21 protein-coding genes and 1 tRNA gene are annotated in these 23,633 nt (G+C 63.0%); 12 read left to right on the plus strand and 10 right to left on the minus strand.

Going from position 1 to position 23,633, the window contains the following annotated elements:
* Nucleotides 1-60: 60 nt before the first annotated feature.
* From OXT71_17265 to OXT71_17295, 7 genes are all read left to right on the plus strand, one after another.
* Nucleotides 61-696: a hypothetical protein gene (locus OXT71_17265; protein MDE2928144.1), complete on the plus strand. Its 636-nt coding sequence runs from the start codon at nt 61-63 to the stop codon at nt 694-696.
* A gap of 113 nt (nt 697-809) precedes the next feature.
* Nucleotides 810-2,471, plus strand: a complete 1,662-nt coding sequence (locus OXT71_17270; GenBank protein MDE2928145.1) for a hypothetical protein — start codon at nt 810-812, stop codon at nt 2,469-2,471.
* A 62-nt stretch (nt 2,472-2,533) separates the two neighbouring features.
* Complete coding sequence (locus tag OXT71_17275) at nt 2,534-4,090, plus strand: hypothetical protein (protein ID MDE2928146.1); 1,557 nt, start codon at nt 2,534-2,536, stop codon at nt 4,088-4,090.
* 17 nt (nt 4,091-4,107) lie between these two features.
* A complete protein-coding gene (locus tag OXT71_17280; protein MDE2928147.1) occupies nt 4,108-5,013 on the plus strand; it encodes an NTP transferase domain-containing protein in 906 nt (301 codons plus the stop codon).
* A 171-nt stretch (nt 5,014-5,184) separates the two neighbouring features.
* Nucleotides 5,185-6,663, plus strand: coding sequence for a DUF1501 domain-containing protein (locus OXT71_17285; GenBank protein ID MDE2928148.1), 1,479 nt, complete (start codon nt 5,185-5,187; stop codon nt 6,661-6,663).
* 5 nt (nt 6,664-6,668) lie between these two features.
* Entirely contained in the window at nt 6,669-9,590 is a 2,922-nt protein-coding gene (locus OXT71_17290) for a PSD1 and planctomycete cytochrome C domain-containing protein (protein ID MDE2928149.1), read from the plus strand.
* 81 nt (nt 9,591-9,671) lie between these two features.
* Nucleotides 9,672-10,955, plus strand: a complete 1,284-nt coding sequence (locus tag OXT71_17295) for an amidohydrolase (GenBank protein ID MDE2928150.1) — start codon at nt 9,672-9,674, stop codon at nt 10,953-10,955.
* Between the two features lie 37 nt (nt 10,956-10,992).
* Here the strand turns inward: OXT71_17295 and OXT71_17300 are convergent, their stop codons facing one another.
* The 9 genes from OXT71_17300 to OXT71_17340 form a co-directional block, all read right to left on the minus strand.
* Complete coding sequence (locus OXT71_17300; GenBank protein ID MDE2928151.1) at nt 10,993-12,042, minus strand: sialidase family protein; 1,050 nt, start codon at nt 12,040-12,042, stop codon at nt 10,993-10,995.
* 67 nt (nt 12,043-12,109) lie between these two features.
* A tRNA-Thr gene (locus OXT71_17305) sits at nt 12,110-12,184 on the minus strand.
* 74 nt (nt 12,185-12,258) lie between these two features.
* Complete coding sequence (locus OXT71_17310; GenBank protein ID MDE2928152.1) at nt 12,259-12,582, minus strand: tetratricopeptide repeat protein; 324 nt, start codon at nt 12,580-12,582, stop codon at nt 12,259-12,261.
* Nucleotides 12,583-12,677: 95 nt separating this feature from the next.
* Complete coding sequence (locus OXT71_17315; protein MDE2928153.1) at nt 12,678-14,033, minus strand: pitrilysin family protein; 1,356 nt, start codon at nt 14,031-14,033, stop codon at nt 12,678-12,680.
* Between the two features lie 62 nt (nt 14,034-14,095).
* Nucleotides 14,096-15,400, minus strand: a complete 1,305-nt coding sequence (locus tag OXT71_17320) for a pitrilysin family protein (GenBank protein ID MDE2928154.1) — start codon at nt 15,398-15,400, stop codon at nt 14,096-14,098.
* 15 nt (nt 15,401-15,415) lie between these two features.
* Entirely contained in the window at nt 15,416-16,039 is a 624-nt protein-coding gene (locus tag OXT71_17325; GenBank protein ID MDE2928155.1) for a hypothetical protein, read from the minus strand.
* Nucleotides 16,040-16,103: 64 nt separating this feature from the next.
* Nucleotides 16,104-16,661: a hypothetical protein gene (locus OXT71_17330; protein MDE2928156.1), complete on the minus strand. Its 558-nt coding sequence runs from the start codon at nt 16,659-16,661 to the stop codon at nt 16,104-16,106.
* Nucleotides 16,658-17,674, minus strand: coding sequence for a hypothetical protein (locus OXT71_17335; GenBank protein ID MDE2928157.1), 1,017 nt, complete (start codon nt 17,672-17,674; stop codon nt 16,658-16,660). The genes OXT71_17330 and OXT71_17335 overlap by 4 nt, the downstream gene beginning before the upstream one ends.
* The gene (locus OXT71_17340; protein MDE2928158.1) at nt 17,671-18,765 is read right to left on the minus strand and encodes an AI-2E family transporter; all 1,095 of its coding nucleotides are present in this window, start codon (nt 18,763-18,765) and stop codon (nt 17,671-17,673) included. The genes OXT71_17335 and OXT71_17340 overlap by 4 nt, the downstream gene beginning before the upstream one ends.
* Before the next feature lie 160 nt (nt 18,766-18,925).
* Here OXT71_17340 and OXT71_17345 point away from each other — a divergent pair, with 160 nt between their 5' ends.
* From OXT71_17345 to OXT71_17365, 5 genes are all read left to right on the plus strand, one after another.
* Nucleotides 18,926-19,855 (plus strand): class I SAM-dependent methyltransferase, encoded by a 930-nt coding sequence (locus tag OXT71_17345; protein MDE2928159.1) that lies wholly within the window; start codon nt 18,926-18,928, stop codon nt 19,853-19,855.
* Between the two features lie 317 nt (nt 19,856-20,172).
* Nucleotides 20,173-20,769, plus strand: coding sequence for an RNA polymerase sigma factor (locus OXT71_17350; GenBank protein MDE2928160.1), 597 nt, complete (start codon nt 20,173-20,175; stop codon nt 20,767-20,769).
* The gene (locus OXT71_17355; protein MDE2928161.1) at nt 20,766-21,188 is read left to right on the plus strand and encodes a hypothetical protein; all 423 of its coding nucleotides are present in this window, start codon (nt 20,766-20,768) and stop codon (nt 21,186-21,188) included. Before OXT71_17350 ends, OXT71_17355 begins: the two co-directional genes overlap by 4 nt.
* Nucleotides 21,172-21,612, plus strand: coding sequence for a hypothetical protein (locus OXT71_17360; GenBank protein MDE2928162.1), 441 nt, complete (start codon nt 21,172-21,174; stop codon nt 21,610-21,612). Before OXT71_17355 ends, OXT71_17360 begins: the two co-directional genes overlap by 17 nt.
* A 211-nt stretch (nt 21,613-21,823) precedes the next feature.
* Complete coding sequence (locus OXT71_17365) at nt 21,824-22,522, plus strand: hypothetical protein (protein MDE2928163.1); 699 nt, start codon at nt 21,824-21,826, stop codon at nt 22,520-22,522.
* Between the two features lie 95 nt (nt 22,523-22,617).
* Here the strand turns inward: OXT71_17365 and OXT71_17370 are convergent, their stop codons facing one another.
* Complete coding sequence (locus OXT71_17370; GenBank protein MDE2928164.1) at nt 22,618-23,373, minus strand: DUF4159 domain-containing protein; 756 nt, start codon at nt 23,371-23,373, stop codon at nt 22,618-22,620.
* Nucleotides 23,374-23,633: the final 260 nt, after the last annotated feature.

Below are 23,633 nucleotides of genomic sequence, written 5' to 3' on the forward strand. Positions count from 1 at the left end.
CACGGATCAGGCTGAAGAGCCTGTACCCGCAACTTTAAGTGTTATGGGGTACTAGACGACATGGATTTTGACTATTGGGACTCGAAATTGGACGACGGACGAATCGAGGCTTTTGAACAAGCCTTGGGGGGTGTGCGCCTATTGGCCAACAAATACAGACTTGAAACCGGGTACTATCCCAAGTTTTTGGAGATTTCCCAAGCTGACTATGAAAGTGACGTGGCAAGCAACGGCAGGTTCTCGGCGGAGGTAGATTTTCTAATTCAACGGATTGAGATCGTGCCGTTACCTATGGAAACAGGGGCTCGGTACCGCCGGGGTTCAGATCACGCCGAAATTCTCAAGGTAACTCCTGACGGGACAATGATGTGGATCGAACTGAAGGAGTCCCGCCACAGGTTGGTGTCTAAACAACCACGAAAACGATGGTATGTCTTGCGCAATCGCTCTCGTGGGGAGGCGCTGCTAGGAGACGAAATGAGTTTCAATTCCTTCGGTGTGGCTCGTTTTGTCCTCCCCACGGTGAGCTTCAATCATTTGCGACTGAATTTCACTCTGCCCTTGCAGAATCCGTCATACGGTCCCGAATGGTTCGAGGGAGCAGACCTCGTGAGAATCGACATGACATATCTCGGCGTCGTTTCCAAATCGCTTCGATTGGAAAACTTCGTTATGAATCGCATATCTGGTCCGTAGGAAATTCCGGAGTTGGTTCCTATGAATCCTTCGGGAATTGTGGCCCCCATGGCCGTGGACTCAGACATTCACCCCTTGGTTGGAAACCGCCGGAATCACGGCGAGGAGGCGGGATGAATATGGTGGTGCACCTCATTCGCAAGGATCTTCGACATCTCCGCTTCTACCTGGCCGGATGGCTCGCTCTGGTGATCCTGCGCGCGGCCGTGATCGGTTATGGGCCGCTTGATCCCAGCATCTGGAACTTCAGTTCTTTCAACTATTACGAGATCTTGGCCTGGTTTCCCCAGATCTGTTTGCTGGCAATCATGATCGCGCGCCTGGTGCAGGGCGATTCCCTGGTCGGTAGCACCGCTTTCTGGTTGGACCGGCCGATTACCGGTGGACAGCTTTTGTTGGGCAAAATATCGTTTCTCGGCCTCGCCGTGATTCTTCCGCTCTTCGTGGTCGAACTCCTCCTCCTCGGCTTCCACGGAGTGACCCTGCCGGACGTCTTTCGCTCGATTCCGCAGATTCTGGCCGTTGAACTCTTTCTGATTTCGGTTCTGTTGATGCTTGCCGCCGTAACGCGGAAGTTGGTTCACGTGGCGCTAGTGGGGCTGCTTGGTCCGATCGTTTGGATGTTGTACTACAACTTTTCGCGCAATCTCTTCTTCGAACACGTTGACCTCAGTGACGCTTTCGGCATCTCGCTGGCGACATCACGGGAAATCGCATTCATGCTGAGCCATCTTGCCGTTGCTGGATTCGTGGTCGGCCATCAGTATCTGACTCGACGGACGGCGAGGAGCGCCACCTTGGCCTGTTCCGGATTCCTGGCCGTAGGTCTGTTCACAGTGATCTGGAGTTGGGATTTCGTGGCGTCGGCCCAACGATTGGACCGGAGGGTCGTCGATCCGGAAATGTTGACGATCCGGATCCAGGAGGAAAGCCTGCGTTTCTTTCGACGCGTTCGGTCCCAACCATTGAAACGAAGTATGGTTCTGAACGGAAACATTGCGCTGGAGGGCTTGCCGACGGGTATTTTGGCGGTTCCCGAGCTGGTCATCTCACAGGTTTCATTCGGGTCGGCGGAAGAGGCGTTTTCCAGCAGACACGGGCACCCATACGCATACGAAGGTGACGGTTTCTGGTGGCGATTCAATCATCCGCCCAGATTGCATGAAGAGAGGGCCAATATCCTCTCGGCTGCTTTGGGCGGTGTTGACTTTCTGGACGGCGGAAGAAGGCCGATTCTCGAATACCTGCCTGAGTTGTTCTCTATCGACGAGGAGTCCTACGATTCCTACGGTGCGACTCAGGCCGATCTAACGGTCAAGGTCGGCTTTCTGGTTCAAAGGAACGATATCGCGACCTTCCCGTTGGAGCATGGCGCCCGCTACGACAGGGGGTCGGACCACGTCGAGATCCTCGGTGTGACCACGAACAAGAACAGCCTGAGAATCGAACTGAAAGAGTCGCGTCACCGGCTGATCCAGGACCGGATGAAGAGTCGGTGGTACCTGCTCCGTAACCGGGATAAGCGGCAGGCGGTTCTGAGCGAAGGATCGATCGCCTACGCCATTCTGACCCCTCCTCTGGCGCCACTTTCCTTCCCCATGCTGGGAATCAGCCATTCGAGTCTGTATTTTCAGTTGCCTTCCACCGATCCTTCCGTGGACCCGGACTGGTTTGACGACGCCGAGCTCGTCCGGATCGAGACCAGGAACCTGGGCCGGTTCTCCAAGACGATCCGAATGGAGAGCCTCGTCCTGAAAGCCATCCCCGGTCCCTGACCGGATCGATTGTTGATTCCGGGGTATCCGGCTGCTATCAATCTCGCAAGGAGGGAGCGCCGATGAGACCCGGATCAAGCCAGCAGAATCCCAAGAACCAGTTGGACCGGCGCCGTTTTATCCAGGCCGGCGCCGTCTCCGCCGTGACCGCCGCCGCTTCCTGCGCCGGACCCGGCGGCGAGTCCGCGGGCCGTGAGACGGCAATCGAGCTGGAGAACCGCAAGCCGGGCACCCGGGAATGGCAATTGACCCGGGTCTGGGTCGACCGCGGAAAGTACCGCAGCGCCCGCATCGAGGGGTACTGTTCCCACCAGTCCATCGAGGCCGGCGACACCCTCTCCCTATTCGTCAGCACCGAACCCGCCAGCCCCTTCCGCGTGGACTTCTACCGGTTGGGCTACTACGGCGGCCACGGCGGACGCCTGATGAGTTCGGCGGGGCCGCTGGAGGGCACGCCCCAACCCCTCCCCGAGGTCGGTCCCAACCGCTTGCGCGAGTGCCGGTGGGAACCGAGCCTCGAGTTCACGATTCCCGAGGACTGGACCAGCGGAGTCTACCTGGGCAAGCTCACCACGCTCCCGGCGGGAAATGCGCCCTACTGGCAGAGCTACGTGATTTTCATCGTGCGGGACCGGCGGCCGGCGCACCTCCTCTTCCAGTGCTCGGACAACACCTGGCAGGCCTACAACCGCTGGCCCGACGACTACTCCCTCTACACCCACCCCGAGGGAGCCCATCATCCCGGCGTGGCGGGCAGCTTCGACCGGCCCTACGCCAAGTTTTCCATGTTCGCGGACTTCCCCCTGTCGGTAGGCACGGGGGAGTTCCTGCTATGGGAGTATCCCCTCTGCTACTGGCTGGAACGGGAGGGGCTGGACGTCACCTATTGCAGCAACGCTGACGTGCTGGACTCCTCGTTCGTGACCCGTTGCCGGGCCTTCGTCAGCGTCGGACACGACGAGTACTGGGATATTCGCCAGTACCGGGCCATCGAGTCAGCCATCGGAGAAGGGGTCAACGTCCTCTGGCTCAGCGCCAACGACGTCTACATGGTGAGTCCCTTCACGCCTTCCTCGACCGGCGTCCCCAACCGGATCATCACCCGGCTCCACAGCTACGGCCCGTTGCGTCCCGAAGAGATCGAGAGATACTCGGAGATCCTGGGCCCCTTCGAGGGGGCCGGCCCGGACGAGCGGAACATCATCGGAGCCCGCACCGTGGTGCCCTTCAACGGATCGGGCGACTGGATCTGCACGGCTCCCGATCACTGGATCTTCGAAGGGACCGGGATGGCGAAGGGGGACTTCATTCCCGGTCTGGTGGGCTGGGAATTTCACGGCGACCCCGACCTGGAGCGCGAGGGCCTGGAAGTCGTGGGCCAGGGGACCGTCTGGACCCATGGGGTGACTCCCGGCGAGTGGGCCGCAACCATCTTCCCCGGTCCCAAGGGGAACTTCGTCTTCAACGCCTCCACCATCTTCTGGGCCCAGGGTCTGGACTCTCCGCCCGGGCACACTGTGCCCTGGACCCACTTCACCCGGCCCCTCGGGCCCGACCCGAGGGTTCAGCGCATCACCCGCAACCTCATCGACAGAGCCGCCGCTCCCAATCGGGCCTGAGGGAACGACCCATCGCCATGAGCCTGACGTTGCTGGTGCTGGCTGCGGGGATGGGAAGCCGCTACGGGGGCCTCAAGCAGATCGACCCGGTGGGACCCGGCGGGGAGACGCTGTTGGACTATTCCGTCTACGACGCCGTCCGCGCCGGCTTCGATCGCGTGGTCTTCATCGTGCGCGGGGATATGGAGTCCGATTTCCGGTCTGCGGTGGGGAGCAAGATCGAGCAGCAGGTTCCGGTGGAATACTGCCGCCAGGAGTTGGAAATGGTTCCCGGGTGGTTCTCCATTCCGCCCGGGCGCCGCAAGCCCTGGGGCACAGGCCATGCCGTATGGGCGGCCCGGGACGCCATCGACGGGAACTTCGCCGCCGTCAACGCCGACGACTTCTACGGCGCCGGCTCCTACCGGGAACTGGCGGGCCACCTCCGGCAGGCGGCGGACGGCCGCCAGGGAGACTACGGCATGGTGGGGTTCCGCCTGCGCGAGACGCTCTCGGATCACGGCACGGTGGCCCGGGGGGTCTGCCGCAGCCGTCAGGGCCTTTTGAAGCAGGTCGTCGAGCTGACCCGTATCGCCAGGACCGGTGACGGAGCCGTTCATTCCGATCCGCAGGGACGGGCCCGGAACCTCTCCGGAGACGAGCTGGTCTCCATGAACATGTGGGGTTTCACTCCCGGCATCTTCGACCATCTTGAACGGGCCTTCGCCCGCTTCCTGCGAGAGCGGGGCGGGGAAGACGGGGCCGAGTTCATGATTCCCACCCTGGTCAACGACCTTGTCGCCGCTGGCCAGGCGAGGGTCCGCGTGCTCCGATCCGCCGATGCATGGTTCGGGGTCACCTACCGCGAGGACCGGGACCGGGTCACGAGTCAGATTCGGGAACTGGTGCGCCGTGGATCCTATCCGACTCCCCTTTGGCAATAATTTGTCTATTGATAGATAATTGCGAGTCAGATTTTATTATTTATAGTAAAACCGAGTGCTATTTTGGGGACGCGGCGGATGGCGATGCAGCGCCAGAACCGGTGCGTCGCTTGACACGGATTCGGCTTCAGGGGTACCTTCCTGTGATCAATCTACACCGGTGGTGATTCCATGCATCTACCTGAAAGCCCTCAACTTCCGGGGCCCAATTCCATTTCCCGGCGGCAACTTCTGGCCCGGTCCGGACTCGGTTTCGGCAGCATCGCCCTGGCCGGTCTCCTGGATTCCGAAAACCTCCTGGGAACTCCGGCGCTCGACAAGCCCGGGCGGCCCTACATGGACCTCAAGCCGCGGAAAGGTCACTTTCCGGGTCCGGCCAAGGCGGTGATTCAACTGGTCCAGAACGGCGGACCCAGCCAGATGGATCTCTTCGACCCCAAGCCTGAGCTCACCAGGAGAGCCGGCCAGCCCCATCCCGACGGCGTCGAGATCCACCAGCCCAACAACCTGAACATCCTCATGCCCTGCCCCTACGAGTTCAAAAAACACGGGCAGTCGGGCATGGAAATCGCGGAAGTGCTGCCCCAACTGAGCGGCGTGGCCGACGAACTCTGCATGGTCCGGTCCATGTACTCGGTGCACAACAACCATCCCGAGGGGCTCAACAACCTCCTCACCTCCCAGATCTTTCCGGGGCGTCCGGTGATGGGCTCCTGGATCAGCTACGCCCTGGGGACCGAAAACCAGAACCTTCCCGCCTACGTGGTGCTCCGGGCTCCGGAGGGGTACAGCGTCAGCGGAAAGATCCTCTGGTCCAGCGGCTGGCTGCCGGCCCTCTACCAGGGGGTCGAGTTCAGCTCCATCGGAACCCCCGTGCATCACCTTCAGCAGGAGGTGCCCCTGCCGCCGGGCGTGCAGCGGCAGAGCCTCGACCTGTTGGCCCGTCTCAACCAACGGCATCTCGTCCATCACCCGGAAACGTCGGAGTTGGAAGCCCGGATCCAGAACTACGAGCTGGCGGCGAGGATGCAGTTGGCGGCGGCCGACATTTTGGATCTCTCCCGGGAGTCGGAGGCCACCCGAAAGATGTACGGCCTGGACAACCCTCTGACCGCCCCCTACGCGACCCGCTGTCTCATGGCTCGGCGCCTGGTGGAATCGGGAGTCCGGTTCGTGCAGGTCTTCTCCGGCAAGGGCCAGCCCTGGGACAGCCACGACAACCTCAAGACCAATCTGGCCAAGATCTGCGCCAAGACGGACCAGCCGACGGCCGCACTGATCAAGGACCTCAAGAGCCGGGGCCTGCTCGAGAGCACCGTCATCATGTGGGCCGGCGAGTTCGGCCGGCTCCCCACGACGCAGAACTCCGACGGGCGGGACCACAACCGCAATGCCTTCACCATCCTGTTCGCCGGTGGGGGATTCAAGCCCGGTCTGACCTACGGCGCCACCGACGAGTTCGCTTACAAGGCGGTGGAGAACCGGGTGAGTTGCCCCGACATGCAGGCCACGCTCTATCGGCTGCTGGGGATCGACCACTCTCGCCTGACCTACCGCCACGGCGGCCGGGAGGAGACGCCCACCAACCTGGCCATCACTGGCGCCAAGGTGGTGGACGACCTCATCGAGCACCCCCTTCCCGGAGCCTGACCTCCATGAGATCCGGACCGGTCTTGCAAGGGGCGTTGCCGCTGCTTTTCTGCGGCGTTCTGGCCGCCGCTCCCGGGCCCACCTTCGAAAAGGACGTGCTCCCCATCTTCACGGCCCACTGCTTCGCCTGCCATGGGGGCACCTCCATGATCGGCCTGGACCTGCGCACGGCCCAGTCGGTCATGAAGGGATCTCACAACGGTCCGGTGTTGGTGCCGGGCGACTCTGCCGAAAGCCTGCTCTACCAAAAAATTTCTGCCCGGGAGATGCCGCCCAAGGCCTTCACCCTGGACCTGTCCGACGCTCAGATCGAAACCATCAAAGGCTGGATCGAGGCGGGTGCGCCTCATGAGAAGGTCCAACCTCTTCTGGCCGCGGATCAGGTGGAGCGGTTCAACCACCAGGCGCTGCCCATCTTCGAAGCCAAGTGCCTCGCCTGCCACGGTCAGGAACCCCCACCCGGAGGTCTGGATCTGAGGACGCTGGAGGCCACCCTCAAGGGGAGTGAAAACGGCCCCGTCGTCGTGGAGGGAGCGTCCGAGCTGAGCATACTGATCCGCATGGTCTCCGCCGGGAGCATGCCCCCGCCCGGAGTCGGATCTCCCCTCACCGAAGAGGAGATCGACGGTCTTCGGGCCTGGATCGATTCCTCCCGCTTCGGACCCGATCTCATCACCGAAGAGCGGGAGACCTTCAGTTTGGCGGAGGCGCCTCCCATCACCGGGGAAGATCGGAATTTCTGGGCTTACCGCAAGCCTGTGGCCGCTCCGGTGCCTCGAGTCAAGGACCGGAAGCAGGTCCGAACTCCCATCGACGCCTTCGTCCTGGCCAGGCTGGAAGCCAAGGGTCTGGGAATTTCCCCCGAGGAGTCGCGGCCGACACTGATGCGCCGCGCTTATTTCGATCTCATCGGTCTGCCCCCGACCCCGGAGGAGATGGAGAAGTTTCTTTCCGATTCCCGCTCGGACGCTTATGAACGCTTGGTGAACCGGCTGCTGGAGTCGCCCCACTACGGGGAGCGCTGGGGCCGCCACTGGCTGGACCTGATGGGCTATACCGACGTCACCGGATTCGACAACGATCTTCCCATCACCAACCTCTTCGAGGGAATCTGGCGGTACCGGGACTGGGTGGTGGAGGCCCTCAATCAGGACAAGCCGTATGACCGTTTCCTGACCGAACAACTGGCCGGTGACGAGCTGGTCGACTGGCGGTCCGCCCGGCAGTACACGCCGGAGACGGTCCGGCTCCTGACCGCCACCGGCTACATGCGCAGCAGCATGGACCGGACCGACTCGGACATCGTCAATCTGCCGGGCGAGAGATACTCGGTCATTTTCGACATGGTGGAGCGGGTCTCCACCGGCGTCATGGCCCTCACCGTCGGCTGCGCCCGTTGCCACTCCCACAAGTTCGATCCCATTCCCCAGCGCGACTACTACCGGCTGATGGCCGTCTTCACCCCCGCCTTCAATCCCATGCGTTGGAAGCAGCCCAAGGACCGTTTCCTTCCCGACGTCTCCCGCGCCGACCAGAAGGACATCGAGCGGCACAACGCCGAGATCGACGCGCCTCAGAAGAAGCTGAAGGAGAAGCTGACTGCTCTGCGCAAACCTTACGAGGAGATGCTTCTGGACAAGAAGCTGGAGCCGATCTCCCATGAGATCCGCTCCGATGTGAAGACGGCGTGGCAGATGCCCGAAGAGAAGCGCGACGAGATCCAGAAGTACCTGGCGGAGAAATTCGGGACCCTGTTGGAGGTGAAGCCGGAGGAGGTGGACCAGGCCCTCTCGGAGGAGCACAAGGCGGAGGCGGCAGGGTTTCGGAAGAAGATCGACACCCTCGAGGGGTATCGGCGGAGCTTCAACAGGATCGAGGCGCTGTTCGACGTGGGACCTCCCCCCGTGACCCGTCTGCTGCAGCGGGGAGACATCGAGTCTCCGGGACCCCGGGTCACGCCGGGGGGGTTGGCGGTCCTGAGCCCGCCCGGCGAGGAATCGATCCGGAGACCGGAAGAGACCCGGGGAGAAACCAGCGGCTACCGCCTGGGTCTGGCCAAGTGGCTGACCAGCCGCGACCATCCCTTGACGGCCCGGGTCATGGTCAACCGGGTGTGGCACCACCTCATGGGACGGGGGATCGTGGCCACTCCCGGCAACTTCGGCCGCAACGGTTCTCCGCCCACCCATCCCGAGCTGCTGGACTGGCTGGCGGTGGACTTCATGGAGAACGGCTGGTCCGTGAAGCGGCTGATCCGAACCATCATGACCTCCAGCGTCTACCGCCAAGCCCTGCGGCAGCCGGACGGCGCGCCCGGCGAGACGGTGGATCCCGAGAACCTGCTCCTCTGGCGCATGAACCTGAAGCGCCTGGAGGCGGAGACTCTTCGCGACGCCATCCTGGCGGCCAGCGGGAGATTGGACCGGAGTCTGGGCGGGACGCCGGCGTTGCTCGAGTTCGACGCCGCGGGCCTGCAGACCGTGGGGGGCGAAGAACCGGACACCCGGAACCCGTTGCGCCGCAGCCTCTACATTCTGGCCCGGAGGAACTACCCGCTCAATTTCCTGGAAGCCTTCGACTATCCCAAGGTCACGGTCAACTGCACCCGCAGGGTGAACTCGGTGACGCCGATCCAGTCGCTGACGCTCATGAACGATCCGTTCGTGGTGGAGGAGGCCGGCCACCTGGCGCGGAGGGTCCGGGATCTGGCCGGCGAGAGTCCCGAAGACAGAGTCCGCATGGCCTACCTCCTGACTCTTTCACGTCAACCCAAGCCGGAGGAGGTCCGGATCGGCCGGGATCATCTGCGGAAGCAGGAACGGAACTACCGTTTTGCCAATGCCACTCCGGAGAAGGCGTCCGAGGCGGCGTTGTCCAACCTCTGCCAGACGCTGTTTGCCACGAACGAATTTCTGTATCTGGAATAACGGGTGACCGCCCCGCCCGGCTGACCTGCAACCCCATCCTTCGGGTCCGTTGGAGAATGGCCCCGGCCGAGTCGAACCATCATGTCCCTGGAACTGCGAAACCGGATCTTCAAGCAATTGGACTCGATGTGGCTCATCGATCCCCACACCCACATCGACCCTCACCGGCCCGCCGCCGAAACGCTGGCCGACATCCTGGGATATCACTACTACACGGAGCTGGCGCACTCCGCCGGCATGCCCCGGGAGGAGATCGAAGAGCCGGGGGTCGGACCCCGGGAAAAGACCAGGCGGCTGATTGCCAACCTGGGGCCGGTGGAAAATACGGTCCAGTCCAGTTGGCTGGTGGAGATGGCCCGGTCGCTGCTCGGCTTCGAAGGCGACCGAATCACGCCCGACAACTGGGAGGCGCTCTACGATACCTCAGAGCGCCTCATGTCCTCGGCGACCTGGGAACAGGACGTGCTCCGGAGGAGCCGTCTCCGGCGCGTGTTCCTGACCAGCGACTTCGACGATCCCCTGGAGGGATTCGACACGGAGTTGTACATTCCCTGTCTCAGGGCCGACGATCTGGTGTTCGGCCTCGCCGATCCTGCCGTGCGCAGGCGCCTGGAAAAAGCGGCAGGCGTCTCCGTCCACGACCCCGCAGGCTTGCGGAGAGCCCTTGGCTCCCTCTTCCGGCATTTCGCCTCCCGCAACGCCCGAGCGGCCGCGATCTCGCTGCCGCCCGACTTCACTCCTGCGAAAATCTCCGAGCGAGAGGCGGCGGCCGCTCTGGACCGCATTCTGCCGGGTAGAGAAGACGGCGGCCTCCGCTCGCGGCGATCGTTGTCCCATTTCGTTTTCTGGACCCTGGCCGAGTTCTGTGCCGAGTTCCGCTTGCCCTTCGACCTGATGATCGGGGTCAACCGGGGCGTTTACGAGGCCGGGGTCTTCCAGGGGCAGGACCTGTACGACAGCCGCGTCTCCCTGATTCAGTACCGCGAACTGTTCAACGCCTTTCCCCAGGTGACTTTCCCCATCTCGGTGCTGGCCAGCGTCACGAATCAGGAACTGACCAGCTACGCCTGGATCTTCCCCAACGTGGTGACCCACGGGCATTGGTGGTACTCCAACGCCCCCGCCTTTCTGGAAGGGGATCTGGCGGCCCGGCTGGAGACCGTGCCGGCCACCAAGCAGATCGGGTACTACAGCGACATGTACAAGCTGGAGTTCGCGCTGCCCAAGTTCGCCATGTACAAGCGAACCTTGGCCAAGGTTCTGGCCGAGCGGTACGTCATCGATCGGGGCTGGCCGGAAGTTCGAGCCGTGGAACTGGGACGGCAGGTGTTGCGCGGCAACGTCGACGCCATCTTCGGGTTTTAGGAGGGGGGACTTTCCTGTCCCCCCTCTTCACCGCCGACTAGTAGCCCACAGCCTCCACCGGCTCCGGTTTCGGGATGTCCACCTTGGCCAGGTAAACGCTCGTCTTCTCCTCGTGCGTGGAGTAGTAGCTCATCCAGAGGAGCCCCTCGTGCCACACCATCCCCGCGTAGCTGGTGTCCCCGCCGGACGGGAGGCGGAGCAGCTCGGAGACGGTCCCGGCCTCGGGGTCCAGCGACCAGAGGAGGGTTCTTCTGTCTCCGTCGGGAAGATAGAGCCGGCCCGAGATCACATGGCGCCCGTCCGGCAGGACGATCAGGTTGGGGCCGCCGATGCGCTGACCCGTGTCCTTCCAGTTCCACAACGTGTAGGGCGGCTCGGAAACGCCGATCTGGGCCGAGTTGTCGGTCTTTCCGTCCCGCCGCAACAGGCAGACCGCCGTCCCGTCCTCATGGAAGACGATTTTCGACTCGTTGGGGTAGCCGCGGCTGAAGAAGACGTTCACGTGCGTCTCGTACCGGACCCCGTCTTCCGTCTTGTAGAGCCGGGCGAACTCCTGCTGGCTATTGCGATGGCTGTACGCTTCTCTTGTCGTGTAGCCGACCCCGTAGCCGGTTCCCTCATGCCAAGTCACCCTCCAGAGCCAGAAGTCCGGTTCGCCCACCGGCTCGCGGGGTGTCCACTCCTTTCCGTCCTTGGAAAAGGAGACCCAGGGATTGTAGTCCTCCTGTTCGCCGCCCAACGACTTCCGCTCCGCGGCCAGCAGCATCAGCCGGCCGTCGGGTGTGACGCCGAGCTTGGGATCCCTCAGATCGTTTCCCGGTTCAGGCTGCATGTGGACGACGGAAGACCAAACCTCCCCGTCGGCGGAGGTGATCACGCGGATGGAACCGTCATGGGAGGTGTGATCCTGGCCCTCGCGGAAGGTGCAGTACCACTGTTCCTGGAACCGGACCAGGTCGGTGAAGGCGCTGTGGGGAGCCTGGTCCCAGATCTTCTGGACCGAAACCAGCTTGGCGCCGGAAGGTCCGCACCCCGCCGCGGCGGCCAGCACCAGCAGCAATCGACAGCAACGGCTCCAACCTGACATTACGTCTCCCCTTCTTCGGTCCGAGTTGATCCAAGACCCCGCGGCCGCAGCAACCCACCTAAAACAATGGAGCCGGCGAAGGGAATTGAACCCCCAACCTACGCATTACGAATGCGCCGCTCTACCGTTGAGCTACGCCGGCTCCGAGTGGAGGAAAGGACACATTATAGGTACAAGTCCCCGGGACTGCCAACGAACCCGAGCCGAACCGGGAGTTCAGGACCGGGCTTGTTTGAGGGCGGCGGCCTGGGCCTTGGCGCCCATGTCCTCCGCTTCCTGGATCCAACCCTTCGCGTGGTAGAACATGGACAAGCTGGTGTAGGCCAACGGGTTGTCCGGTTCCACGTCCCGGTAGCGCAGGCCGTACCGGAGGGCCCGTTCCAGATCCTTGTTGTGGTAGCAGCACATGGCCGCGGCATGCAGGGCGTCGCCGTAGTCGGAGTCCTCTTCCAGCGCCCGGTCGAAGGCGGCGACCGCTTCGTCCATGCGGTCATCGGCGAAAAGGTCCATCCCCTTCAGGTAGTGGTCTTCTTTGGACATCGGCACCTCGAAAACATCGTCCTCCACGCCCGGCGTCCAGTCAAGGCACCGGACCGGCGACCCATGGTTCGTGAAATCCCGTCGTTCCGATTCGGCTACTCCAGCCGATTCCCGTCCGTGTCGTAGACCGACACGGGGCCAAAACGCGCCAGGTCCTTCTCGACCTGGGAACGGTCCGCCACCACCGTGATGACGGTCCGCCCGGAATCCAGATAGGTTCGAGCCGTATCCCGGATCGTCTCCGGAGTCACCTGCTGCAGCCGCTGGACGTAGTTCCGGTAGTGGTCTTCCGGGAGTCCGTCCAGGCGGCGGCTGACCTCAAGATCCGCCACCGAATCGGAAGTCTCCAGGACGCGGATGAATCGTCCGGTCAGCTCCGCCCGGCAACGGTTCAACTCCCGGGTACCGGGCGGCTCCCGCCTCAGGCGCTCCATCTCCTTCAGGCTCTCCTGCAACGACTCGGCCGCCACGTCGCTGCGCACGTCGGCGCCCATGAGGATGACCCCGTCGCGCCGGTACCATTTCATGACGCTGTAGGCCCCGTAGGTGTATCCCTTGTCCTCCCGCAGGTTCAGGAAGAGACGGGAGCTGGCGCTGCCCCCCAGGACCTGATTGGCCAGGAACAGGGGCGTCCCGTCCCGGTGGCCCCGGCGAAGCCCGCGCCCGGCCACGACGATCCGGGCCTGGACCGAATGAGGCCGGTGAACCAGCATCACCCGCCGTGATTCCGGGGCCGGCGGCAGCGGGACCCGGTCCTGCGGGGGCGCCTCGCCAGTCCAGCGTCCCAGGTAACGCTCGGCCAGGCGTGCGGCCCGGTCCGGTGTCACGGCTCCCGAGAAGGCAAGCAGAGCTCCGCGCGGCGACAATAGCCGCCCGTGCACTCCAAGCAACGCGTCGCGGTCCGCGTCCTCCACGTGCGACACGGGAAACGAGACTCGCGAATACGGGTGGCCGCGGTAGAGGGCGGCATGGCTCCGCTCCCGGGCCAGGAAGACCGGTTGGGATCGCTGCGACAGAAGGTGGCTTCTCCACCGGCTCCGGGCCTTCTCCAATTCCTCCTCGGGGAATGCCGGGCGCAGCACCAGGTCCGCCAACAGTTCCAGGGCCGGCTCCAGGTAGCGGACCAGCACCGTCAGGGTGAGCCGGCTCTGCTCCATTCGGACCTGGGTGCCGTAGTGAATGGCCAACTGGTCCATGAGGTCCGCGATCTGCCGGGAGTTCCGGGTCTCGGTCCCCTCTTCCAACAGCTCGACGGCCAGGCTCGTCAGGGCCAGGTTTCCGGTGGAATCGGAGGTGCGGCCGGTGGGCCAGGCCAGGCAGAGGGAAACCTTGGGAAGGGCGAATTCCTCCACCGTCAGAACCCGAAGCCCGTTCCCCAGGACGGCATCCGGAACCCTTGGATAGCCGGGTGTCGGCAACGCCGCTATCGGTGGGGGCCGATCCGTCTTCATGGCCTTTCCTTCACGCGTCTCCCCGGCCCGTCTCCCCGGCCGGCTTTGGGGCAAGTTCCCACTCAACCCTGTCCCGCCTGCCCCGGCTCCACCAGCAGCAGGGTGCGGTTCTCGGGGCGGAAGGTCTCGGCGGCCGCCCGGAGAATATCCTCGGAAGTCGTCTCGGCATACCGGGACCATTCCCGGTTGATTACCCCGGCGTCTCCGTAGAACACGGCGTGGTGGGCCAGGATCTCGCCCACGTCCGACACCTTCTCCAGCCGGCGGACGAAACGAAACGCCAACTGATTGCGCGCCTTCTCCAGCTCCTGCGGAGTCACCACCTCCCGGCACAGCCGGCCCAGCTCGGCCTCGACCAGGTCCAGGACCGGGTCGACCGGGACGCCGTCCTGAATCTGCAGGAAGATGTCGAACATGCCCGGGCCGCGGTACTGGTTGGGTCCGGCCGACAGTCCGGCGACCCAGTTCCGTTCGTAGACCAGTTGTCGGTAGAGGCGCGAGGAGGAGCCGTCCGTCAGCAGCAGGGCGAGGATGCTCAGGGCGTAGTACTCGGGACTGCCCACGGGCGGCATGTGGTAGCCGATGATGACCAGGGGCAGCACGGCCAGGGGGTCCCCGATCGTCTCCCGTTTCTCCTCCTGTTGAGACGGCTCCCGGAATACCGGCCGTCCGGATCGTGTCCGATCCGGAATCGGGCCGAAGTACCGATGGATCGATTCCAGGGCTGCGGCCTCCTCCAGGTCTCCCGACAGGACCAGCACGGCGTTTCCCGGTCCGTAGTGCGTCCGGTGAAACTCCCTGGCGTCGGCCAGGGTCGCCCGTTTCAGGTCTTCGACGGCGCCGATGATGGGATGGGCGTATTCCCAACTCTCGTAGGCCAGGTCGTCCAGCCTCAGAAAGGCTCGGCCGTAGGGCCGGTTGTCGTAACTCTGCTTCTTCTCTTCGATGACCGTCTGCCTCTGGTTCTCGAAATTCTCCGCCGTCACCTCCAGGGAATTCATCCGGTCCGCCTCCAGCCACAGCCCCAGGTCCAGGCAATTCGAAGGCAGCGTTTCGTGGTAGGCGGTGCGGTCCTTGCTGGTGGTGGCGTTCCAGCGTCCCCCCGCTTCGTCCACGTATCGGCCATGCTCATTTTTGGCCACGTTCCCGGATCCCTGGAACATCATGTGCTCGAAGAGGTGGGCGAGACCCGAAAGTCCCGGAACTTCGTAGGAGGAGCCGACCCGGTAGTGGAGGCTGATATGCACCAGGGGGACGCGGCGGTGGGGCCGCAAGATGACCTGGAGGCCGTTGGACAAGGTTTCCTGCCGGAACTGGACGTGTGGGATATCCAGACGTTCTCCTGCCGGGCCGGGATCCGTTTTCATGCGGGGATTCTACCGTTATCGGGCGTCGAACTCGAAGAAAACCAGAGGTTCCTTGGCCGAAAAATTGAAGACCTCGGGGAGATAAAAGCGGCTCTTGGAAAGGTTCCATCCTTCCCACGGGATTTTGTAGAAGACCACGCCGAAGTCCTTGGTGTAAGGCGCTATGAGCTTTTCGCCAAAGGATTTTTGCTCGAAGTCGGCGAGCATCTCCTCGCTGGCGACCTTTACTTTCCGGGACCCGCGGCGGCCGGGGCCCCGGGGCGGAAAATCCGAGATCGGGGGCCGCCGCTTGTTGTTCAGGTCCGCCAGCACGTCCAGGTAGTGCATCGGACGGTGCTGGGTCCCGGCGTCGTCGATCAGGAATATGGCCCGGCCGTCCAGGCTCACCACGAAATCGTTGTTGTTCTCCACCACCATGAGCACCGGGAGGATCCGCTTCTTGGCGAACTTGTCGGTGTCGAACAACTGCCGGGCCTTGTGCCGGGTGTCGCAGGGATAGGCGGCAATGATCAGATTCTGGGATTCCTGGTGGGCGGCGTACTTGCTGGCTTCTTTCGTACGGATCTCCACGGAGTCGTAGCCCGGAATCAGGGCGCCCGCCAGAAGTTGGGCGGCCAGAAGAACGTAAATTCCCGTCATTGCGCTTCGATACTCATTGTAAGCCGTGAGCATCGCATTGTGCCGGGCAGCGGCATCTTCCCGGTCAGACCTCCCCCGTTCGCGATGCCCGGTCCAGGATTCGGTCCAGGCGCCGGAGGATCTCGCCTTGCAGAACCGACCGGTTCTTCCGGGTCAGTTTGACCAGATGCACGTCCTCCCGGTCCCGAATTCGCTTCAGAACGCCGGCCCCGCGCAGCGAGATGGTGCCCAGGACCGGACAGGGCGAGTTCAGGAGATCGAGTATCGCCTCCCGCAAAGGCCGGGAGAGGAGTTCCATCTTGGCGATCTCGTCCACCACCATGAGGTCCGGCCGCTTCCGTTTCCAGTCCAGATGAGGCAGGACCAGGTTCTCCAGCATCCAGGGGTGGACGCCGTAAGGTCCCATCCGGTGTCGGGAGGTCGTTTGGTAATCCCGGTGCGCAAACACGCCTGAAGTCCCGTTCAGGGCCACCGCCCGGAATCCCGCGCGCCGCCCCCGGGTGCGGATCTCCTCGGTGTAGAAGCCGCTCATAGCCAGGTGTCCGAGGCGCTCGACAAGCTGTTTGACAAGAGTGGTCTTCCCGATTCCCGGATGTCCCGTGAGCAGCAGGTTCGTGGTCATTGCCCGCGCCCCAGGTGGCGATGCAGGTAACGGGTGATGTGCCATCCGTCCATGCAGATGAAGGGGAATCGGGCCGTCGTGTAGTGGCCGCAGGGGAGCTCGACCCGATCGAACGGGATTCCATGCTCCCGGTATCTCAGAAAGACCTGCTGCGAGAGTTCCGGGGTGAAGGTCAGATCGTAGCGGGCGGTGATCAGGAGATGGGGCCGCCGGGCCTCCCGGAGCCGGGGAATGAAGTACCAGGGACTGATGGGCGCCCAGCAGTGCTCCAGGTCGTCCCGGGCGATGTAGCCTTCCAGGCCCCACCGAACGTATCGCGTGGCCAGTCCCGTCCAGACGACCTGGGCGAAGGAGGAGGAGACGTGGTTGAACACGCCGGTCTCGATGAGTGGGTCATGGACGAAGGCCAGGAACGTGACGCAGGAGCCGATGCTGGTTCCCACGACCCCCACGTGTTCGTAGCCCTCGTCCCGGAGCCAGCGGGCGGCCTGCAGCACTTCCAGCACGGCTTGGCGCGTGGCCTGAAGAGTCCTGCCGATGTTGGGGCTGACCATGTGTTCGGCCCGGACTTCCCCCGGAGGCAGCCGGTCTTCGTGGTAGGGCAGGGACAGGCGCACGGCGGTGATGCCCAGGCGTGTCAAGAGCCGGCAAAGTCCCACGTGGCTGGTGGCGTCGGCGTTCCACTGGGGGACTACGACGACGGCCCGGCGCCGATCCGGACCCGGGAAAATCCGGGCATAGACCGTATTGTTCGCGGGATAGTCGCTCTCGACCGGGGTCTGAAAAGTGAGACGGTCGCCGGAGCGCCGGGGATTTTGCGGGGCCATGCTCTCGTAGAAGCGATGGTCCGCCAATGCCGTCCTGGCGTACCGCTTCACCTGGGAGAGGGGATCGCCGCGGCCCGCCCGGCCGAGGCACTCCAAGCCCCAGTCGAAGGGCAGGATCCGGCGGCTCGTATCCCGCAGCGTCAGGGTCCGTTCCCGGCGCTCGATCCAGCGGCCGTAGGTGTTCATTCGGACGGCCGATCGGTCGCGCGCTGTCCGAACTCGAGTTGGAAGAGCTCCAGGAACGACAGTCCGAGAGCCACTAATATGGGACCGAAGATGAGGCCCGGCAATCCCAGGTAGGAAACTCCTCCCATCAGGGAAAAGAAGACCAGCAGGCTGTGCATCTTCACTCTGCCCTCGATGAAGAAGGGCCGGACCACGTTGTCCAGAAGCCCGACCAGGAGGAAGAGGCCGATGAACACGAAGCCGCTGGCGCCCGAGACGGTGCCCAGAAGATAGATCGCCCAGGGAACCCAGACGATTGCCGTTCCCACGACGGGAACCAGGGAGAAGAAGGCCGTGAGCGTGCCCCAGAAAATGGCCTGGTCGATGCCCACGATCCAGAAGACCAGGCCTCCGGCGATCCCTTGGACCACCGCCGTGACCAGGCTCCCTACTACCGTAGCCGAGGCGACTTGGCGAAACGTGGACATGATCTGGCTCTGATACTCGTCCGAGAGGGGAGACAGATGCCTGAAATCCTGGGTCAGGCGGGCGCTGTCCCGGAAGAGGAAGAACATGGTGACCAGCATGATCAGGAAACTGGTGACGAAACTCAGCAGTCCGGTCACCAGTTCGGAGCTGTGTTCCAAGAGGAAGAGGCTGAGTTTCTCCAGAAGCGTGGCCAACCCCTCCCCCAGGTCGAGTTGACCCAGCCCGATCCGGTCCAGGTCGACGTACCGTTCAACGAATTGCCGCAGTCGATCCGGGATCATGTCGTCGCTCAATTGCCAGGTGGCGCCCTCCCACTCCCTTTGGTCCAGAGCGGCCTGGAACTTGTTGTAGATCTCCTGCGCCTGGGTCGTCACCTGGGTCAGAATCAGGGCGAAAGGCAGCAGGATGAGAGCCGTCATCCCCAGGCAGGTGACCAGCGCCGCCAGTCCGTTGCGGCCCTTCAGCCTCCCGCGGATCCAGTCGAAGGCGGGATAGCACAGGCTCACCAGCACCGCGGCCAACGCCACCGGCAGCAGAAACGGCCGGAAGATCTGCACCACGAAGTAGAAGACGGGCAGGGAAAAGAGGAGCAGAACCAGTCGCGCGTAGCGTCCCCGATACATCAGTCCGAATGATACACTGAAACCCGCTTCCGCAGTCCGCGGTGAGAGTCCCGCGAAATAGCGACAGCAGTGATCACCAGGTCATGGCGGCGTCCCTTCGTCCGGCATGCGGCTTTGGTCCGGTGGTGTGACGGATACGGTAACCAGCCAGGAAATCCCCATGGATCCCTGTCCCATCTGTCGAGGTCTTGGCTGGGATCACTTCTGCTCCGTTCCGGACCGGCTCCGAAAGATCACGGACCAGAGCTGGGAAATCTACCGTTGCCGCTCCTGCGGTTTTGGCCGGACCGAGCCCGCGCCGGGTGAGCAGGACCTCATGGCATTCTACCCTCCCGGGTACTGGGGAGACGTGGTCAAGACGGTGGAGCAGTTTCGGTCCGGACAACTCGTGTCGGCCCGTTCCTGGCGCCAGGAGGCCGAAAAGGTCCGCTTGCTGGAACGCTACTTGCGGGAAGGGTCCGTGCTGGATGTGGGTTGCGGGGACGGCAAGTTCCTCTGGGGTCTGGATTCCGGCCGCTGGCGGCGGACCGGGGTCGAACCCTCGCGGCGAGTGGTCCAACTGGTCCGCGAGCGGATTCCGGGCATCGATTTCGTAGTCGGGGACCTGTACTCGACTCGTCTGCCGCCGGGTTCCTTCGACGCCATCACGTTCTGGCACGTGCTGGAGCACATTCCGGAGCCGAGGCGAGTGATGCGCCGGGTCCGGGATCTGCTGCGGCCCGGGGGCTGGCTCATCGTCTCGCTGCCCAATCTGAGCAGCTTGCAGGCCCGAATTTTTCGCCGGCACTGGTATGCGTTCGATGACGTCCCCCGCCACCTGTTCCACTACTCTCCGCGCTCTCTGGCGCTGCTTTTGAAACAGGAGGGATTCGAGGTCAGGGATCAGCTCGGTTTTTCCAGGATCATCGGGTTTCACTGCCTGAAGCACAGCCTGGTCAACTGGTCGGAAAGCCTCTTCGGCTCCCGGGCGCCCTACTATTCGCTGAAGCCGATCCTGCCCCTGTGCGCTCTTCTGGAACGAGTGGTGCGGCGCTCCGGAATCATGACTCTGGTCGCCCGGACTCCTGGCCGTCCGCGGCCGGGGCCTTAATCCGCATTTCTCACCAGGCCGCTAAGACGTGAGGAAAAAGAACCTGTTTTTGAACATTTGCGCCAATTTTTCCAAAGTTCCTCTGGGACAGACTGCGCTGGGCGCGCGCTCGCTGGTCTTTTCGCCCTCAGCGCGCACATGCTCCCTCAAACGTAGTCACCACTACGCTCTCAGTCGCGAGCACGCGGGGATGATGAAGAGTCGGCGGCTAAAAGCCGCCGCTCCGGCGAAAATCCTGCGCGATCGTCACGCCCCCTGGTGAGAAATGCGGATGAAGTGAAACAGAGCCCACAACGGGACGTACTGTAGGTTGGAGGATGGAGAAGACCGATGCCGAGTTGGTCATCGCGAGCCTCGAGGGCGCGCCATATGCGTTCGAGCAGATCGTCCAGCGTTACGAGCGGCTGGTCTTCAGCATCATCTACCATCAATTGGGCCGGCGGCGGGAAGTGGAGGACGTGGCTCAGGATGTCTTCCTCAAGGTCTTCAACTCCCTGGGCCGATTTGATCGCCGCCGCCCCTTGAAGGCCTGGATCGCCAAGATCACGGTCAACCAATGCCGCGACGTATTGAGAAAGCGACGGAGTTCCAGGGTGGAGGCGTTTTCCAACTTCACCGAGGAAGAGGAGAGGAGAATCCAGTCCCTTCACGACGTTTCCGCCGGCACCGCCGCCATGACGGAGGCGGAATCCAGAGCCTGCCTCAAGCTCCTGGACCGGCTCGTGCGCCGCTTGTCTCACAAGGACCGGACTGCATTCCTGCTCAGGGAGGTGGAGGGATTCGGATATGATGAGGTCTCCAAGGCCCTGGGAAGCAGCCAGGTGGCGGCTCGAATCCGAGTCAGCCGCACGCGCAAGCGGCTGCTTGCGGCGCTTTCTCAAGTCCTTTCCGGCGGAGCAACCTTGAAACCATGAATCGGAAACACATTCGGTTTGAAAACCTGGAGCCGAACGGGGTCCTGGATGAGGAACATTTGAAGTCATGCAGGCGGTGCCGCCGGGAATTGCGCGCCTACCGCCTGTTTCGATTTCACCTGGAGCATTTGCCCCAAATCGAACCTCCGGCCCATTTTGCCCGGACCGTGGCCCGGCTGGCCGAGGAAAGGCGGGTGGTGCCGTTTGCCCTGTTCCTGGAACGGGCCGCCCGGCAATTGGCCCCCGGTTTGATCACTCTCATGGGAGCCGTCACCATCCTGCTCTATCTGTCTTCGCAGCCGGTCGCCGTGAGCTTGACTCCGTTGGAGAGCCTGCCCGAGGAGGCTTCCCTGGAATACACCGTCGATTCCTTGATGGCGTCCTCGGAAGGGGGTTGGATCATTGACGAATCGAACTAAGGCCGTCTTCTGGATCATCTTCGTATTCCTCTCGGGCAGTTTCGTCGGCGGCGTTTTGACTCACGTCCTGATCCGGCCGGCGCAATACCATGCCGGTGGCGGCCCGGATCGGCGGCCGCCGGCGCGAGAGCCGGGACAGCCCCGCCGCAACGGGTCGCGGTTCTTCCAACACTTGGATCGGGTTCTGGATCTGGACTCGGAGCAGGAAGTCCAGGTGCGCCGGATCTTGGAGACGACTCGGAAATCGTTCCGCGAAGCGGCTGAGGAAGCTGCCAAGATGCACCGGGAGATCCGCAGCCAGGCCGGGAATCAAATTCGGGTTCTCCTCCGGCCGGAGCAGGCGGAGAAATTCGACGAGATGACCCGGCGTATGGAACGAAAATTCCGCGAAGGAAAACGTCGCAGACTCGGGCCCGTCAAATAATTCAGTCTCGTCTTTCGAGGCGGTCCCCGCATCTTCCTGTAATAGAATGACGGCCTTTGCCCATCCGTGGCGAGAGGCGCCACAGGTTTCGACCGAACTTGTTTCCGGAAGGACGCCGGGGATATTCGTGAGAAAAATGAAATCTCCGGTCAGGTTGACACGACCGTCCCCTTCTCTTTCACTTCTCTTTTCTCACTCCTCTTTCCTCGGCATGTGTTGCCTCGCACTGGTCCTGGCGGGCGGCATCGCCCAGCCGGTCCGGGGCCAGGCTGCAGCCGATTCCGATCCCAGGAAATGGGAGTTCTCGTTCCTGGCCGGGACCGGGTTCCTGTCCGGCGGGACCTTTGGGGCGGCGGCCTCCGGGAATGGTTCCGCCTTGGTCAGGCTCGACTACGATGCCGGCTACTCGCTCGCATTCGGTGTGATCGAAAACCTGGCCGAGAAGTTCGGCGCCGAGATGCGCTACGGCATCGGCAGCCTTCCGGTCGCGGCCGGCAGCCCGGCGGAGGGATCCGCGGCGCCGAAGCAGGCCCATCATGTCCATGGGCTCGTCTACAGCCTGATCGTCTACCCTCAGGGCTGGCGGCGGGGCCGGTTCGTGCCGTATGCGTTGGCCGGACTCGGAGCATCGCTGTTCCAGCCGTCCGGCAATGCCGATGCGGCCTCCCAGGCCTTGGTCCCGAAGAACCGCTGGAAATTGGCGGGCGAAATGGGCGGTGGCGTCAAACTCTACCTGGATCCGCCGTGGAGCCTCCGTTTCGAGGTTCGCAACCGGATCACGGGAGTCCCCGATTACGGTCTTCCCCGAGTGGATTCCCAGGGGGAGGGCGCCGGTGCAGTGCCGCCGGCAAGCGGCCGCCTGCACCATTGGCAGTTCCAGGCCGGGTTCACCTACAACTTCGCCCCCTGATCGTCTTCCCGGAAATTTCCAACCGCGAGTGAGGCCGGGAGACCGGCGGGAGGATCCCTGCACCGCCCCTCTCACTCCGTCCCGTCTCTCCGGCGTCAGTGGGTCATGGCGTAAACGATGTAGTTGATTCCCAATTGGAAGGCCAGATTGGCGTATTTCCGAGGGTATTCTTCCACTTCGGCCCACTCCCACGCATCTCCGAGATCCACGTTGTGGTTGATCATCACCATGAGCCGGCCCCGCTCATCCATGACGCCCATGTAACGCGCGTCGTAGCCGCCCTTCTCCCAGGTTTTCCCATAGAACAGGTACTGGATTCCCGGAATCTGGATCAACTCGTCGATGTCGTAATAGCAATGGAAAACCGGGTGAGACAAAGGAAGGTCCACCGGCTCGTATTCCGGGAAGACCTTCTTGATCTGCTGGTAGAAGTTGTTCCACTCCCAGGGGCCGTGGAAGTCGTCGACCACGAGAAAACCGCCCCGCAAGAGGTATTCCCTCAGCTTCGACGCTTCCTGGTCGGAGAGATGCATCCTCCCGACCTCCACGGCGTAGAGAAAGGGATAGTCGAACACCTCCGAGTCCAGTATGGAGAGGGCCTTGTTGCCGGAAGAGACGAAGGTGAAGTCGCTCAATTTCTCCAGGCCGTACAGGAACTGGAGATCGGCTTTGGGATAGTCGGTCTGCCAACTCCAGTTCCACCCCCGGCGCGCCCAGCCGGGACCCGAGTAGACGAGGCGCAAAAAGGTGAACTCCGAGTCATGCCGGCCTTCCGCTTCGGGCCCATGGTGATCGCCTGCGGCAGCCAGGACCAACCAGGTCGCCGGCACCGCCGCGATCAGCAGCCACATCTTTCCGAATGCCGGTCTCCTGAACACGGCTAACGGCCTCGTTGCGGATAAACGGAAGCGTTCATATGAGATGCCGATTCACTGTAAGGGACCCGGGCTTCCGAGACAACTCACAAGATGTGGGATGAGGCGGGGGAGGCGGCGATCTTTCTGCTCCGTCCATCCGGCGAGACCTTCCCCACGCGGTTCGTCTCCTCGTCTTCGTTCCCACCCTCGTGTATACTCTTCCTCCCGTTGCAATAGTCCACGGGTTGCCTTTT

The sequence above is a fragment of the Acidobacteriota bacterium genome, assembly GCA_028874215.1.
In the GTDB taxonomy this organism is placed as follows: Bacteria; Acidobacteriota; UBA6911; order RPQK01; family JAJDTT01; genus JAJDTT01.